The sequence below is a fragment of the Variovorax sp. FW301-JW7 genome (assembly GCF_058788795.1).
The window spans coordinates 142,202-158,282 of record NZ_JBYTBC010000003.1; the positions used below are offsets into that span (position 1 = coordinate 142,202).

Genomic DNA, 16,081 nt, shown 5'->3' on the forward strand with positions numbered 1-16,081 from the left:
GAAGGAAAAAGATATGTGGTACTTCGCCTGGATCCTCGGCCTGCCGCTGGCCGCCGCCTTCGCCGTGCTCAACGCCATGTGGTATGAACTGATGGACGACGAGGCCATCCGCAAGGAAAAGCTCGGCACGCCGGAAACCCCGCAGGGGCAGGAACGGCTGTGAGGGCGTAGCGCCCCGTCCGTTCCCTCAGCCTCGCGGCGCGACTCAGGTTTCGCCCGCGGGGCCCTTGCTCTTCTTCGACGCACCGCCCGTGAGGCGGTCCTTGAGCGTCAGCACCTTCGTCACCGTCGCGCCCATGCCCATGAGCTGCATCGCAGTCTCGGGCGCCAGGCGCTGCACGTCGTCGAACCACTTCATCAGCCTGTCGATCAGGTCGTGCATCTCGCGCATGCGGGCCTGCGCGTGGCGCTCGGCGTCGCTGGTGGGCGATTCGAGCAGCGCGTTGCGCAGCATCGAGAGCGTGGGCTCGATCTCGCGGCGCCGGCGCTCCTCGGCCAGCACGCGGAAGATTTCCCACACGTCCTTCGGCGCCTCGAAGTACTCGCGCCGGTCGCCCGCGTGGTGGCGCAGGTGCACGAGGCGCCAGGCCTGCAGTTCCTTCAAACCCATGCTCACGTTGGAGCGCGAGAACTCCAGCATCTCGGCGATCTCGTCGGCGTTGAGCGCGCGCTCCGACAGAAAGATCAGCGCGTAGATCTGCCCGACGGTGCGGTTGATGCCCCACTTGCTGCCCATTTCGCCGAAGTGGGCGACGAACTGGCGGTTGAGGGGAGGGAGGTCGGGTGCGGAAGCCATGCGGCGGATTGTCGCGCCGGATTGCTGGACGTACGGAAGTTTCCGAAAACCCAGCAAGGCCGCGGGGTGCATGAATAACTAGTTTCAGTGATGGGTGAGAAACAAATTATTTACAAAAATAAACGTTTCCTGACGGTTTGCCCATTTCTGGTGCATCCGGCCTCTCATTTCAAGGTTTTTCTCCCCATGAACAAAGCACATCGCAGCCTCTGGAACTCGTCGTTGGGGGCCTGGGTGGCTGTTTCCGAGAACACCCACGCCCGCGGCAAGAAGAGCCGCCGGGCGGTGGCGCGGGCGGCGGGCGCGGCGTCGCTGCTGATGCTGGCCGGGGCGTCGTTCGCGGGGGGCGATGGGGGCGGAGGGGGCTACCTTGGCAACGGCAGCTATGGTGCAGGGCGCACGGCGGGCAGCAGCACGACCGGTGAAGGCGGTCATGGGGGGCAGGGCGACATATCGGGCGGGGGTGCCGCGGGCGGCAGTCTCGGTGCCGATGGGGAGAACGGCACCTCGGCCTCATCGAATCCGCCGGTGCCCGACGGCAGCGGCGGCGGTGGCGGCGGTTCCGCTCGGACCGGTTCCGTGCCAGTCACCGCCACGATCCGGGCCGGGAGTGGCGGCAATGGCGGGGCGGTCCTCAATAGCAAGGTGGTCGGAGGCGGCGCTGGCGGCGGTGGTGGTGGCGGCAGCGTGCTCGCCACCCAGTCGTTCAAAGTCGAGGCGACTGGGGTGCTCGTCGGTGGCAATGGCGGCAAAGGTGGCGACGTGCTCGCGGGCAATCAATTGCTGACGGGGGCCGGTGGCGGGGGCGGCGCGGGCGTGCTGGTGGTGCCTGTGGGCGGCGTGACGATCACCAACGCCGGCTCGATCGCGGGCGGAAACGGTGGCACGGGGCTGGCTCTCGGTGACGGCGCCGCGTTTTACGGCGGCGCAGGCGGCAACGGCGAAGGCGGCGCACAGGGCGGCACCCACACGGGCGCGCATGCGCAGGGCGGCGCGGGCATCGTCGGCAGCCATCTCACCATCGTCAACAGCGGCATCATTTCCGGCGGCCTCGCGGGCGGTGGGATGACCCGCGCCAATTCGCTCCAGCTGGGCGGCAGCAATAACTCGCTCACGCTCCAGACAGGTTCCGTGCTCAACGGCGGCGTGGTCGCCCAGGGCTCGGGCAACACGCTGCGCCTGGAAGGTACGAACATCGAGGACGACGCGTTCCAGGGCTTCTCGCGCATCCATGCCGTCAGCGGCAGCAACTGGAGGCTGGCCGGCAGATTCCTGCCTGAGAGCAACCTCGCGGTCACGGTCGACGGCAGCGGCGCGACGCCCGCGCAGTTGGCCATGGACGGCCTCATCCTCGGCATCGGTAGCCTCACGGTCGACGGTGGCGGCACGCTGGCGCTGGGCGGTCCCAACACGTACGCCGGCGGAACCACGATCAAGACAGGCACCACGGTGCAGATCGGCACGGCCGGCGCGCTCGGCGCCGGCACGGTCACGCTCGACGGCGGCACGCTGGCCGCCACCTCGAGCCTCGACCTGACCAACAACCTGAGCTTCGCGACCGGCCAGCGCAGCACGGTAGCCGCCGCAGGCGGCAAATCACTCGGGATCGGTGGCAGTCTGTGGCTGGGCGCCGGGGCGACCGCCGTCTTCGGCAGCGCCGCCGAGAACGGTACGGTGCGCCTGGGCAGCGGCACCACCACCGTCACCAGCAATGCGGCGGTCGTCGTGGCCGGCGGCACGCTGCAGGTGTCGGACACGGCGCGCGCCGGCACGATCCTCGCCAACGTGGCGTCGACCACCGTGGAGGCGGGGGCCACGCTCGACCTGAACGGCTACACCATCACCATCGGCAACCTGCAGGGTGCCGGCACGCTGAACACCCGGACCGGCGCCGGCGCGGCCCAGGCCACGACGGTGCAGTCCGGCAACTTCTCCGGCGCGATCACCGGCACGGGTCAGCTCGTGAAGACAACGGCGTCCACGCTGACCCTGACGGGCGCCAGCACCTACACCGGCGGCACGACCATCAGCGCGGGGACGCTGCAGATCGGCGACGGCGGCAGCCTCATCGGCAACGTGATCAACAACGGCACGCTGGCCTTCGACCGCACCGACAGCAGCACCTTCTCCGGCGCCATCAGCGGCTCGGGCGGCGTGACGAAATGGGGCACGGGCACGGTCACGCTCTCGGGCAACAACACCTACCAGGGCGGCACCACCGTTCGCGGCGGCACGCTGCGCTCCGGCGCCGCATCGGCCCTGTCGCAGAACACGGCGTACACCCTGCTTGGCGGCGTGCTGGACCTGGGCAGTTTCAACCTGCGTGCATCGAGCCTGTCGGGCACAGGGGGCGCCGTTCAGCTGGGCAGCGCCACCCTGGCCGTCGGGTCGGCCAACGCCAGCACCACCTTCGCAGGCAGCATCGACGGCACGGGCTCGCTGGTCAAGGAGGGCTCGGGCACCTTGACGCTCTCGGGCCCGAACACCTACACCGGCGGCACGACGGTCAGAGCGGGCACCTTGCAGATCGGCAGCGGCGGCAACAACGGCAGCATCACCGGCGACGTCACCAACCACGCGGCGCTGGTCTTCAACCGCGCCAACGGCATCGCTTTCGCGGGCCACATCAGCGGCGTCGGCAGCGTGACGAAAACCGGCACGGGCACGCTGGTCTACACCGGCAACGCCACGCACGCCGGTGGCACCACCATCGACAGCGGCACCCTGCAGATCGGCGATGGCGGCACGGTCGGCAGCATCGCCGGCAACGTCAGCAACCACGCGGCACTGGTCTTCAACCGATCGAACGATGCGGCCTTCGCAGGCCTCATCACTGGCACCGGCAACGTGACGAAGACCGGCGCGGGCACGCTGGTCTACACCGGCAACGCCACGCACACCGGCGGCACGACCATCGACAGCGGCACCCTGGAGATCCGCGACAGCGGCAGCATCCTCGGCGACATCGCCAACAACGCCGCGCTGGTGTTCAATCGCAGCGCCGACACCACCTTCGCCGGCAACATCAGCGGCACCGGCAGCCTTCTGCAGAAGGGTGCGCGCAAGCTGACCCTGACCGGCGACAACACCTTCACGGGCACCACCACCGTCGTGGTCGGCAACAGCCTGCAGATCGGCGCGGGGGGCACCACCGGCAGCATCGCGGGGAATATCGCCAACGACGGCGACCTGGTCTTCGACCGCGCGGACAGCCTGAGCTACGCAGGCGTCATCAGCGGCAGCGGCACACTGTCCAAGAACGGCGTGGGGGTGCTGGAACTGACGGGCGCCAGCATCTACACCGGCGCGACCGAGGTCAACGCCGGCACGCTGCGCGTGAACAACACCACCGGCAGCGCCACGGGAACGGGCCCGGTGCTCGTCAAGAACGGCGCCACGCTCAGCGGCGGCGGCAGCATCGCGGGCCAGGTCACCATCGCCAACGGCGCGACGCTCGCACCGGGCAGCAACCTCGGCACGCTGACCACGGGCATGCTGCGCTTCGATCCCGGTGCCTTCCTGAGCTACCAACTGGGCCAGGCGGGCACGGTGGGCGGCCCACTCAATGACCTCGTCAAGGTCAACGGCGGCCTGGTGCTCGACGGCACGCTCAACGTGGCGGAGGCGCCCGGCGGCACCTTCGGACCCGGGTTGTACCGACTGATCAGCTACTCCGGTTCGCTGATCGACAACGGCCTGAGCATCGGCGCGGCGCCCGCGGGCACGGCGGCCGGCGACCTGCACGTGCAGTCGTCCGTGCTGGGCGAGATCAACCTGATCAACAGCAAGGGCGTGTCGCTCGGTTTCTGGGACGGCGCGGGCGGCGACGCTTCCACCTACAACGACGGCACGATCAGCGGCGGTTCCGGCATCTGGCGCCTCGGCAACTCCACCCTCAACGACCCGTCCGACAGCTGGACCGGCGCCAACGGCAAGACCAACACCGGCTGGAAGCAGAACCAGTTCGCGCTGTTCGGCGGCGCGGCCGGCACGGTTCGGGTGGACAACACCGGCGGCGCGATCAGCATCGATGGCGCGCAGTTCTCCACCGGCGGTTATGTCGTCACCGGCGACGCGCTGACGCTGGGCAACGCCAACACCGTCATCAAGGTCGGCGACGGCACGGCCTCGGGGGCGCAGATGCAGGCGACCATCGCGTCGGTGCTGAGCGGCGCGGGCGGCCTCACGAAGGACGACCTGGGCACGCTGGTCCTCCAGGGCGCCAACACCTACACCGGCGGAACGCTCGTGCGCGCCGGCGCGCTGCAGGGCGACACGACCAGCCTGCGCGGCGCCATCGTCAACGACGCCCGGGTGGTCTTCGACCAGGTGGCCAGCGGCAGCTTTGCGGGCACGATGAGCGGCGCGGGCAGTCTGCGCAAGATCGGCGGCGGCGAGCTGCTGCTCACCGCGGCCAACAGCTACAAGGGCGGCACGCAGGTCGATGGCGGCAGTTTGAACGTGGGCGCCACCGGCGCGGTCGGAACCGGCCCGGTGTCGGTGAGCGGCGGCGCTGGCTTGTTTTTCAGCGGCAGTGCGCAGGCGGAAAGCCTGCAGATCACGGCGGGCAATGTTCCGCAGGCCAGCGGCGGCTTCGTCCAGTTCCAGGACAACGCCTCGGCCGGCAGCGCGATGCTCGTTGCGGGCGCCACCGGCTCGATCGAATTCCGCGGCAACGCGACCGCCGCCAACGCCACCATCGAGAACCGCGGTGGCGAAGTCACCGTCTCGTCCGATGCCACCGCAGGCAAGGCCCACATCACCAACTTCGCCGGCGGCTGGACCAACCTCTGGGACAACGGCTCGGCCGGACAGGCGACGATCGTCAACGAGGACCGCGGCACGTTGGACATTCAGCACGACGCGACGGCCGCTCAGGCGCGTGTGGTGAACAAGGCGGGCGGCACGGTTCGCATCGCCCGACTCGCGGCTGCTGGTACGAGCATCGGCGCATTGGAAGGGGCGGGCCGCGTGCTGCTTGGCGCCAAGGCGCTGACAACGGGCGCCCTGAACACCGACACGGAAATCTCGGGTGTGATCTCCGGCGTCGGCGGCTCGCTCATCAAGGTCGGCACGGGCGCGCTCACGTTGTCGGGCGAGAGCACCCACACCGGCGGCACGGCCCTGCGCCAGGGTCGCCTGAACGTGGGCCACAGCCAGGCACTGGGCACCGGCACGCTGTCGATGGACGACGACACCACGCTGGGCTTCAACGCGAACGGGCTGACGATCGCCAACACGATCAAGCTCACCGGCAACAACGACCCGGTCATCGACACGGGCGCGTTCAGCGGCACGCTGAGCGGTGCGATCAGCGGCGGTGGCTTCATCACCAAGCAGGGCACGGGCACGCTGACGCTGTCGGGCGCCAACACCTACACCGGTGCGACGAACGTGGCGCAGGGGACGTTGAAGGCCGGCGCGGTGAACACGCTGAGCGCTGCTTCGGCCCACAGCGTGGCCGCAGGCGCCACGCTCGATCTCGCGGGCTTCAATCAGACCGTCGCGTCGCTGACGAACCGCGGCACCGTGTCCCTGGCCGGTGTGACCGCAGGTACGACGCTGACCGTCAAGGGCGCCTACGTTGGCAACAACGGCGTGCTCAAGCTGAGCACGACGCTCAACGGCACCGGCCCCTCGGACCGCCTCGTGCTCGATGGCCCCACGGCAATTGCCAGCGGCAAGACCCAGGTGCAGATCAGCAACCTTGGCGGCCTTGGCGCGCTCACGAGCGGCAACGGCATCGAGGTCGTCACCGCACAGAACGGCGCGACCACCACCGCGCAGACCACCAAGGATGCCTTCTCGCTGGCCGGTGGCCACGTCGACGCAGGCGCCTACGAGTACCGCCTGCACGCCGCCGATGCGAAGGGCGCGGGCGAGAACTGGTACCTGCGCTCCACCACCGATGCGGTGGCGCCGGGCCAGCCGGTGGGCCTGCCCGTCGTCACCTACCGCCCGGAAGCCGCGCTGTACGCCGCGCTGCCGGGCCAGCTGCGCCAGGGCAACCTCGCGATGCTCGGCGATGTGCGCAAGCGCGTGGGCGACGACGATGTGAAGGGCGCCGCGAGCGCACCGACGGGATCAGACCGCCGCGCCTGGGCCCGCGTGCTCTCCACCGACATCGACATCCAGCAGGGCGGCACCGTCTCGCCCACCAGCAAGGGCCGCCTCACCGGCTTCCAGGCCGGCACCGACCTGCTCGCCACGCCGAACTGGCGCGCCGGCCTGTACGTCGGCCAGCTCGACGGCGATGCCCGTGTGAGCGGCTTTGCCAGCGGCATCCGCAACCTCGCGGTGGGCCGCAACGACCTGCGCAGCCAGTACGTCGGCGTGTACGGCACCTACACCGCGGACAGCGGCTTCTATGCCGATGCCGTGGTGCAGTCGGGCCGTCACCGCTACACGGTCGAGCCGATGCTTGGCGCGGGCGTGGGCGGCAAGGGGAACAGCTTGCTGGGCTCGATCGAAGTGGGTCAGTCCTTCGCGATCGGCGGCAGCGGCTGGCGCATCGAGCCGCAGCTGCAGCTGATCCACCACCACATGGACCTGGGCAACTCGGCCATCGCCGGTGCCATCGCGCAGCCCCAGGCCGACAGCGGCTGGATCGCCCGCGCAGGCGTGCGGGTCAAGGGCCAGCTCGACACCGGCCTGGGCGTGCTGCAGCCGTACGGGCGCTTGAACGTCTACAAGACGTCGAGCGGCACCGACATCGCACGCTTCGTGAACGGCGCGACCACGACCGACATCGCGGCACCGACCGGCGGCACCAGCACCGAACTCGCAGGCGGCTTCACGCTGGCGTTGAGCCAGGCGACCAGCCTGTACGGCGAAGTCGGCAAGCTGTGGTCGTCGGGCGGCGATGCCAAGGTGAAGAGTTCGATCAACGGATCGCTCGGCGTGCGAGTCAAGTGGTAGGCGGGTAGCTTCAGGCTTCAGGGTCTGGCCCGGGCCGCCGCCGGTACGACCCCGGCGCCCCACCGGTCCAGGTCTTGAAGGCGCGCTGGAACGCCGCGCTGTCCGAAAAGCCCAGCTCCTCGGCCAGCGCCGCCAGCGGCACGGTGCTGGTGTTCAGGCGCACGATGGCCACGTCGCGCCGCAGCTGGTCCTTGAGCGACTGGAACGAGGTGCCCTCGGTCGCCAGGTGGCGCTGCAGCGTGCTCACCGACATGTGCAGGCTGCGCGCCGCCGTGGCCAGGTCGACCCAGGCCGGGCGGTGTTGCTGCAGCACGGTGCGCACGCGCGCGCTCACCGCCAGCTCGCCCAGCGGCGGCAGGATCACGTGGGCCGGCGCGGCGGCCAGGAAGTCGCGCATGGCCCGCGCGTCGCGGTGGATCGGCGTGGCCAGCGCGCTGGCGTCGAACCACACGGCCGACAGCGGCTGGCCGAACTGCAGCGGGGCGGGAAACACCTTGGTGTAGCCGGCCGCGTAGGGCGGCTGCGCAAAGCCGAAGTCGAAGCGGCGCGCCGTCAGCCGCCCGCCGTGCAGCCAGGCGAAGAGCCGCCAGTACACGCGCAGCATCAGCTCGTGCAGGAAGTTCAGCGGCGTGCGCGGCAGCTGCTGCACCCGCAGGCCGAAGCCCGCGAGCGGCCCCTCGCGCAGCAGCACCATCTCGAGGTCGTCCTGCAGCAGGCTGAAGGCGCGGGCCACGCGCCGCAGCGCCACCTCGAGCGTGGGCGCGCCCAGCGTGGCGCGCGTCATGAGCGCGAAGCTGCCCCGGCGCAGGCGGCGCGACAGGAAGCACAGGGCCTCGTCGTCCAGTCGCTCCATCAGCAGCGCGAACAGCGCCACGTACTGCTCGGCCGTGACGCGCGCGCCCGGTGCATCGAGCAGGGCGGGGGCGATGCCGGCGTCCAGCAGCGCGGTGTCGATGCAGATGGGGGCGTTGTCGCCGCGCGCGCGCACGCCCGAGAGCATGCCCTGGACGAACACGATCGGGATGGTGACGGGCGGTTGCAGCATGCGTGAGCGGATCAGACCCGACGGCGGCGCGGGTGTCGATTGAGGTTTTCTGCCATGCGGGCGATGCGATGCGCAATCGCCGCGGCACGGCGCGGTTTCTACCATGCGCCTACACAAGAACCGAACGGAGACAACCGCCATGTACCTGACCCAGTCGCTGCACCGCAGCGTGCAGCAGCACCCCGACCGGATCGCCGTGCGCGCCGCCGGCCGCACCCTGAGCTTTCGCGCCTACGCCGAGCGGGTCGCGCGCCTGGCGGGCGCCCTGCAGGGCCTCGGCATGCAGCCGGGCGACCGCGTCGCCATGCTGGCGCTCAACTCGGCGCGCTACCTCGAATACCAGATGGCCGTGCCCTGGGGCGGCGGCGTGCTCAACCCCTGCAACATCCGCTGGTCGGCGGCCGAAATCCTGTACTCGCTGGACGACTCGGGCTCCACGCTGCTGCTGGTGGACGACACCTTCCGCCCGGTGGTCGAGCAGATGCGCGGGCAGGCCACCAGCCTGCGCGAGGTGATCTATTGCGGCGACGGCCCGACGCCGCCCGGCATGCTCGGCTACGAGGCGCTGCTGGAGGCGGCCTCGCCCGTGCCCGACGCGGGCCGCTGCGACGACGACCTGGCCGGCATCTTCTACACCGGCGGCACCACGGGTTTTCCCAAGGGCGTGATGCTGAGCCACACCAACATGGGCAGCTCGGGGCTGGCCCTGCATGCCGAGGGCCTGGCCTCGCCCGACGGCTGCTACCTGCATGCCGCGCCGATGTTCCACCTGGCCGACATGGGCCTGGCCGCGCCGCACTGGCTGGAGGGCAACACGCACGCGATCATCCCGGCCTTCAGCCCCGAGGCGGTGCTGAACGCCATCGCGCAAGACCGGGTCACGCACGCGCTGCTGGTGCCCACCATGATCCAGATGCTGGTCGACCATCCCGCGATGCGCGAGCCGCGCGACCTGGGCAGCCTGAAGTGCATCGCCTACGGCGCCTCGCCGATCTCGGAGGCGGTGCTGAACCGTGCGATGGACGCCTTTCCGGGTGTGGACTTCGTGCAGGCCTACGGCATGACCGAGCTGTCGCCGCTGGCCACCATCAACCCCGCGCGCAACCACACGCCCGAGGGCCGGCGGCGGGGCAAGCTGCGCTCGGCCGGCCGCGCCAGTTACTGCACCGAGGTGCGCATCGTCGACGGCGAGGGCATCGAGGTGCCGCGCGGCACGGTGGGCGAGGTCGCGGTGCGCGGCCCCAACGTGATGCAGGGCTACTGGAACCAGCCCGCGCAGACGGCCGCGGCCGTGCGCGGTGGCTGGATGCACACCGGCGACGGCGCCTACATGGACGACGACGGCTACATCTTCGTGGTCGACCGCTTGAAGGACATGATCATCAGCGGCGGCGAGAACATCTATTCGGCCGAGGTCGAGAACGCCATCAACCAGCACCCGGCCGTGGCGGCCTGCGCGGTCATCGGCATCCCCAGCGAGGCGTGGGGCGAGGCCGTGCATGCGGTGCTCGTGCTCAAGCCGGGCCAGCAGCTGGCGGACGAGGCGCTCATTGCGCATTGCAAGGCGCTGATTGCACCCTACAAGTGCCCGCGCAGCGTGGCGGTGGTCGAGGCGCTGCCGCTGTCGGGTGCGGGCAAGGTGCTCAAGACCCGGTTGCGCGAACCGTTTTGGCAAGGGCGCCAACGAAGCGTAGCCTGAGCCCTGTTTCTCTTCCCATTTCACTCATTCACTTCAGGAGCCCCTCATGAGCCAGGATGTCCACGTCGTCGGTGTCGGCATGATCCCCTTCACCAAGCCGGGCGCGAACCAGCCCTACCCGCAAATGGCCGCGCACGCGACCAACGCCGCCTTGAAAGACGCCGGCATCGGCTACGAGCTGGTGCAGCAGGCTTACGTCGGCTACGTGTACGGCGACTCCACCGCCGGCCAGCGCGCGCTGTACGAAGTGGGCATGACCGGCATTCCGGTCGTCAACGTCAACAACAACTGCTCCACCGGCTCGACCGCGCTGTTCCTCGCGCGCCAGGCCGTGGCCAGCGGCGCGGCCGACTGCGTGCTGGCGCTCGGCTTCGAGCACATGAGCCCCGGCGCGCTGGGCGCGGTGTTCAACGACCGCCCGAGCCCGTTCGATCACTTCGAGTCGATCACCGACGAGCTGGTCGGCAACGAGCAGGTGCCACTGGCGCTGCGCTACTTCGGCGGCGCGGGCCTGGCGCACATGCAGCAGTACGGCACGCAGATGTCGACCTTCGCGAAGATCCGCGCCAAGGCCAGCCGCCATGCGTCGAACAACCCGGTGGCGCTGTTTCGCACCGTCGTCACCGAAGACGAGGTGATGGCCGCGCCCGTGATGTGGCCCGGCGTGATGACGCGTCTCATGGCCTGCCCGCCGACCTGCGGCGCGGCCGCGGCCATCGTCTGTTCGCCGCGCTTCGCCGAACGCCACGGGCTGGACCGCAGCGTGCGCATCAAGGCCCAGGCCATGACGACTGACCGCGCCATCACCTTCGAGGCACGCGACATGCGCGAGGTGGTCGGCTTCAGCATGGCGCAGGAAGCCGCGCAGAAGGTGTACGACGCGGCCGGTGTCGGCCCGCAGGACATCGACGTGGTCGAGCTGCACGACTGCTTTGCGCACAACGAGCTCATCAGCTACGAAGCGCTGGGCCTGTGCCCGGTGGGCGGCGCGGAGAAGTTCGTGGTCGATGGCGACAACACCTACGGCGGCAAGGTGGTGACGAATCCGTCGGGCGGCCTGCTGTCGAAGGGCCACCCGCTCGGTGCGACGGGGCTCGCGCAATGCACGGAGCTGGTCCAGCAGCTGCGTGGCACCGCAGACAAGCGCCAGGTCGAAGGTGCGCGCATGGCGCTGCAGCACAACCTCGGGTTGGGCGGCGCCTGCGTGGTCACGCTGTACGAACGCGTCTGAGGGCAGGGCCACCCATGATCGACAAGAAATGGATCGGCCACGCGCTGCCTGCCTCGGTGCTGCCCATCGAGCGCAGCCGGCTGCAGTTCTTCGCCAAGGCCATCGGCGAGACCGACCTGGTCTACACCGATGCCGCCGCCGCGCGCGATGCCGGCTACCCCGACCTGCCCGCACCGCCCACCTTCCTGTTCGCCGCCGAACTGGACTCGGGTGCGTCGGACCAGTTGCTCACCGACCTGCAGATTCCGTTGTCCAAGCTGCTGCATGGCGAGCAGAGCTTCAGCTACCACCGCCCCGCCTGCGTGGGCGACACGGTGACGGTGCGCTCCACCATCAGCGACATCTACGACAAGAAGAACGGCGCGCTCGAGCTCGTCGTGAAGACCTCGCGCGCCACCAACCAGCGCGACGAACTCGTGGCCGAGCTGCGCACGGTGATCGTCTGCCGCCACTGAAGAAAGAACCTGCGATGACCCTCCGCTACGACACCGTCCAGGTCGGCGACGAACTTCCCGCGCTGCAACTCCCGCCGGTGAACCGCACCACGCTCGCGCTCTTTGCGGGTGCCTCGGGCGACCACAACCCGATCCACATCGACACCGACTTCGCGCGCAAGGCCGGCATGCCCGACGTGTTCGCGCAGGGCATGCTGGGCATGGCCTGGCTCGGCCGGCTGCTCACGCAGTGGGTGCCGCAGGCGCAGCTGCGCCGCTTCGACGTGCGCTTCCAGGGCATCACGCACCTGAGCCATGCCGTGCGCTGCACCGGCCGCGTGGTCGAGAAGCTGGAGCACAACGGCGAGCGCTGCGTGCGCGTGGAAGTGCTCAGCGCCAACCAGCACGGACAGACGCGCATCGCGGGCGAAGCGCTCGTGGCGCTGCGCTGACCCCTTGAACGAACCAAAGAAAGAAGAGAGAAGAGACATGACACCCAAACTCGAAGGCAGGGTCGCCCTCATCACCGGCTCGGGCCGCGGCATCGGCCGTTCCATTGCCTTGAAGCTCGCCAGCGAAGGCGCACGCATCGTCGTCAACGACCTCGACGCCGCACCGGCCGAAGAGACCGTGCAGGCCATTCGCGCCGCGGGCGGCCAGGCCGTGGCCTGCGTCGGCAGCGTGTCGGCGCCGGACTTCGCCGAGCGCTTCGTCGGCACGGCGGTGAACGAGTTCAAGGGCCTGGACATCATCGTCAACAACGCCGGCTACACCTGGGACAGCGTGGTGCAGAAGATGACCGACGAGCAGTGGTACGCCATGATCGACGTGCACCTGACGGCGCCGTTTCGCATCCTGCGCGCCGCGCAGCCCGTGATCCGCGCGCTGGCCAAGGCCGAGGGCGAAGCGGGCCGGCGCGTGGTGCGCAAGGTGGTCAACATCTCGTCGGTGGCCGGGCTCTTCGGCAATGCGGGGCAGGCCAACTATTCGACCGCCAAGGCCGGCATCGTCGGCATGACGCAGACGCTGGCCAAGGAGTGGGGCCGCATGAACGTCACGGTGAACTGCGTGGCCTTCGGCTTCATCCAGACGCGGCTCACGGCCAGCACGGCCGAGGCCACCACCGCGAACATCGAGGGGCGCGAGATCAAGGTCGGCGTCAACCCCGGCCTGCTGGCGATGATGGAACAGTCGATCCCGCTGGGCCGCGGCGGCACGCCCGAAGAGGCGGCCGGTGCGGTGTACCTGCTGTGCGCGCCCGAGTCGGACTACGTGAGCGGCCAGACGCTCATGTGCACCGGCGGGCTGACGGGGATCTGAGATGCAGTTCGAAGAAGGCATTGCCTGGGGCGTGCAGGACGGCATCGGTCGCATCGTGCTGAAGCGGCCCGAACGCGCCAACTCGGTGTCGCTCGCAAGCAGCCATGCGCTGGCGCGCGCCATCGACGAGGTGCTCGAAGCAGCGCCGCGCGCCATCCTGCTGACTGGCGAGGGCCGCGTGTTCTGCGCGGGCGGCGACATCGACAGCTTCGTGGCGGCCGGCGACAAGCTGCCCGAACTGGTCGACACCATCCTCGACCGGCTGCATCCCGTGCTGCTGCGGCTGGCGCAAAACCCGGCGCCGCTGGTAGTGGCGGTGAACGGCACGGTGGGCGGCGCCGGCGTGGGGCTGGCGCTGTGCGGCGACTTCGTGCTCGGCACCGAGTCGATGAAGCTGCGCACGGGCTACGCGGCCATCGGGCTGTCGCCGGACGCGGGGAGTTCGTACTTCTTGTCGCGGCGCATCGGGCCGGTGCGCGCGCAGCAATGGCTGATGCTGAGCGACCCGATCGACAGCGCGCGCTGCCTGGCGGCGGGCGCGGTCGATGCGCTGTACCCGGACGCCGAACTGGCGGCGGCGGCCGAAGCGCTGGTGACGCGGCTGGCGAACGGTGCCACCGCATCGTTCGCGGGCATCAAGGCGCTGTGCGGTGGTGCCACCGCGCGCCCGATCGAAGAACACTTCGAGATGGAGCACCGCCTGCTGCGCCAGCGCGCGGGCAGCGCGGATGGGCGCGAAGGCGTGAAGGCCTTCACCGAAAAGCGCGCACCGCGCTTCTCGGGCCGCTGAGCGCGGCGGGCAGCTGCAGGCTCAGCTCTTCTTCTTGAAGAGCTTCGTGAGGCCCCACAGCGCCGCACCGCCCGCCACCACGGCGACCTTCGCGAACTTGGCCAGGAAGGCGAGGGCGACCGCGAACAGGCCCAGCTTCTTCGCGGCCGCGCCGGCCACCAGCGCGGCCAGGCCGTAGGCGGCGACCTTGTCGGTGGACGAATTGAAGTCCGCGTACTTCTTGCCGTCGTCGTACTGCAGCGCGCCGAGCAGCTGGGTGGCGTCGGGCTTGTACTTCTCGAGGTCGTTCGCGTTGGTGATGAGGTTCAGGCTCAGGTAGCCCTCGCGGCCCAGCGCGTAGGTGTTGTAGTTGACGCCGGGGTTGCCGCCGTCGCTGCCCTTCTTCTTCGACAGGGCCGACCACACCAGCCGGTGCGTCGCGGCGTCGTACTGCGGCTTCTGCGCCCAGCCGGTGACCTCGATGCCCGGGATGCCGCGCTTGGCGCGTTCCTCGTTCGCGGCCTCGGTGCCTTCCTTCAGGCTCGTGAGCAGCTCGTCGGCGTTCCAGTCCTTGGCGTCGTCGTCCTTGATGTAGCCCTCTTTCACGAACTTCACGACCGCCATCCAGTCGCCGTCGTCAGCGGGGAAGATCGCGCCGATGAAGGTGTCGTCGGTGCGGTTGCCCATGCTGCGCATGAGCTGCGCGGCGGCGGGCGTCGGCACCCAGATGTAGCCGGCGGGCAGCTTCAGGTGGGCCTGGTCGCGCAGCGTGATGTCGGCGGGGCCGGCTTTCTGCACGGCCTTGGCGGCCTTGAAAGCGGCTTCCTGCTCGGCTTCGAGCGAGCTCGCAGCAGAGGTTGTGGAAGCTGTGGTGGGGGATGCGGCGTTGCTGAGGTGGGTGGCCGTCAGGGCGCACGCGAACAGCAAGCCGGCCGTCAGACGGGCAGTATGAATACGCAAGTTCTCTCTCCTCGGTTGTTGTCGTTTCTGGTGAGACGCGAGGAGTTTATCGGCGCGCGAAGCCGCGCCGGCCGTGGGTTTCAGGGCCAGGGCGTGGGCGGCGGAATCTCGCACACCGGCTCGACGTCGATGCTCTTGAAGTCGGCCGGCGAGACGATCTCCAGGTACTCCATGTCGGGCGAGTAATCGAAGAGAAAGTGGCGGATGCCGGGGCGCTGGTGCACCACGTCGCCGGCTTCGACGCGCGTTTCCTTGTCTTCGTACATGAAGCGGGCCCAGCCCTTGAGCATGATGACGATCTGGAAGTCCGCCTCGTGGCGGTGCCAGCCGGTGCCCGTTTCCGGTGCCATGTTGGCCTTGACCAGGTGCGCAATCACCTTGCCGTGCGTGGCGGCCGCAATGCCGAGGTCGCGGTACAGGAAGAAGTCTCGCAACCCGCCCGAGACGTAGTCGGTGTCACCGGGCTTGACGTGGGAGAACTGGGTGGCGGTTCGGTCCAGCATGGGCGCTCCTTCGCGGGGGATGATGCTGCGATGCAGCATGCATAAACCGTTCCTGCGCACGGCCCATTGCTTGACGGCTCACGGGCCGCTCCAGATACTCAACCGCATGGTTCACTCAGATGCCTTGGACGCCGTGTTTGCGGCCTTGTCCGACCCGACCCGCCGCAGCGTGCTCGAAGCGTTGGGCGAAGGCGGCCTCAGCGTGACCGAGCTCGCCGAGCCGCATGGCATGTCGCTGACCGGCTTCATGAAGCACCTGCGCGTGCTCGAAGACGCCGGCCTCATCTCGCGCACGAAGGCGGGCCGCGTCGTGCGCTGCGAGCTGTCGCCGGGCCCGATGCAGGAGGCTGCCGTGTGGCTCTCGCGCTACGAGAAGTTCTGGACCGGCCGCCTCGATGCACTGGCG

At 69.5% G+C, this 16,081-nt stretch carries 12 protein-coding genes and 1 pseudogene; 9 read left to right on the top strand and 4 right to left on the bottom strand.

Annotated elements, in window-relative coordinates:
• The first annotated feature begins 13 nt into the window (after positions 1–13).
• The gene (gene cydX / locus AC3WQM_RS09125; RefSeq protein ID WP_062475789.1) at positions 14–163 is read left to right on the top strand and encodes a cytochrome bd-I oxidase subunit CydX; all 150 of its coding nucleotides are present in this window, start codon (positions 14–16) and stop codon (positions 161–163) included.
• 42 nt (positions 164–205) lie between these two features.
• Here the strand turns inward: cydX and AC3WQM_RS09130 are convergent, their stop codons facing one another.
• The gene (locus AC3WQM_RS09130; protein WP_139703802.1) at positions 206–796 is read right to left on the bottom strand and encodes a GbsR/MarR family transcriptional regulator; all 591 of its coding nucleotides are present in this window, start codon (positions 794–796) and stop codon (positions 206–208) included.
• A 186-nt stretch (positions 797–982) separates the two neighbouring features.
• Here AC3WQM_RS09130 and AC3WQM_RS09135 point away from each other — a divergent pair, with 186 nt between their 5' ends.
• Positions 983–7,714 (top strand): autotransporter-associated beta strand repeat-containing protein, encoded by a 6,732-nt coding sequence (locus AC3WQM_RS09135; RefSeq protein WP_492678124.1) that lies wholly within the window; start codon positions 983–985, stop codon positions 7,712–7,714.
• Positions 7,715–7,724: 10 nt separating this feature from the next.
• Here AC3WQM_RS09135 and AC3WQM_RS09140 read toward each other — a convergent pair whose 3' ends face one another.
• The gene (locus AC3WQM_RS09140) at positions 7,725–8,759 is read right to left on the bottom strand and encodes an AraC family transcriptional regulator (protein WP_492678126.1); all 1,035 of its coding nucleotides are present in this window, start codon (positions 8,757–8,759) and stop codon (positions 7,725–7,727) included.
• Positions 8,760–8,898: 139 nt separating this feature from the next.
• Here AC3WQM_RS09140 and AC3WQM_RS09145 point away from each other — a divergent pair, with 139 nt between their 5' ends.
• The 6 genes from AC3WQM_RS09145 to AC3WQM_RS09170 are packed head-to-tail and all read left to right on the top strand — an operon-like array spanning position 8,899 to position 14,233.
• Positions 8,899–10,458, top strand: coding sequence for a long-chain-fatty-acid--CoA ligase (locus AC3WQM_RS09145; protein ID WP_492678128.1), 1,560 nt, complete (start codon positions 8,899–8,901; stop codon positions 10,456–10,458).
• A gap of 46 nt (positions 10,459–10,504) precedes the next feature.
• Positions 10,505–11,689, top strand: coding sequence for a lipid-transfer protein (locus tag AC3WQM_RS09150; protein ID WP_095744816.1), 1,185 nt, complete (start codon positions 10,505–10,507; stop codon positions 11,687–11,689).
• Between the two features lie 14 nt (positions 11,690–11,703).
• Positions 11,704–12,144 carry a MaoC family dehydratase N-terminal domain-containing protein gene (locus AC3WQM_RS09155; protein WP_492678130.1) on the top strand — a complete coding sequence of 147 codons (441 nt, stop codon included), beginning with the start codon at positions 11,704–11,706 and terminating at the stop codon, positions 12,142–12,144.
• Between the two features lie 14 nt (positions 12,145–12,158).
• The gene (locus AC3WQM_RS09160; RefSeq protein ID WP_492678132.1) at positions 12,159–12,575 is read left to right on the top strand and encodes a MaoC family dehydratase; all 417 of its coding nucleotides are present in this window, start codon (positions 12,159–12,161) and stop codon (positions 12,573–12,575) included.
• A gap of 37 nt (positions 12,576–12,612) precedes the next feature.
• Positions 12,613–13,443, top strand: a complete 831-nt coding sequence (locus tag AC3WQM_RS09165) for an SDR family NAD(P)-dependent oxidoreductase (RefSeq protein ID WP_492678134.1) — start codon at positions 12,613–12,615, stop codon at positions 13,441–13,443.
• A 1-nt stretch (position 13,444) separates the two neighbouring features.
• Positions 13,445–14,233, top strand: coding sequence for an enoyl-CoA hydratase/isomerase family protein (locus AC3WQM_RS09170; protein WP_492678136.1), 789 nt, complete (start codon positions 13,445–13,447; stop codon positions 14,231–14,233).
• 21 nt (positions 14,234–14,254) lie between these two features.
• On the opposite strand, the gene AC3WQM_RS09175 is transcribed toward AC3WQM_RS09170, so the two are convergent.
• Together AC3WQM_RS09175 and AC3WQM_RS09180 are read right to left on the bottom strand one after the other, a co-directional pair.
• Entirely contained in the window at positions 14,255–15,172 is a 918-nt protein-coding gene (locus tag AC3WQM_RS09175) for a DUF2167 domain-containing protein (protein WP_492678138.1), read from the bottom strand.
• 80 nt (positions 15,173–15,252) lie between these two features.
• On the bottom strand, positions 15,253–15,675 hold the full coding sequence (locus tag AC3WQM_RS09180) for a cupin domain-containing protein (protein ID WP_159277439.1): 423 nt from the start codon (positions 15,673–15,675) through the stop codon (positions 15,253–15,255).
• Positions 15,676–15,781: 106 nt separating this feature from the next.
• Between AC3WQM_RS09180 and AC3WQM_RS09185 the strand changes: the two are divergent.
• Positions 15,782–15,961 (top strand): annotated as a pseudogene (locus AC3WQM_RS09185) (ArsR/SmtB family transcription factor); the annotation flags it as partial.
• Positions 15,962–16,081: the final 120 nt, after the last annotated feature.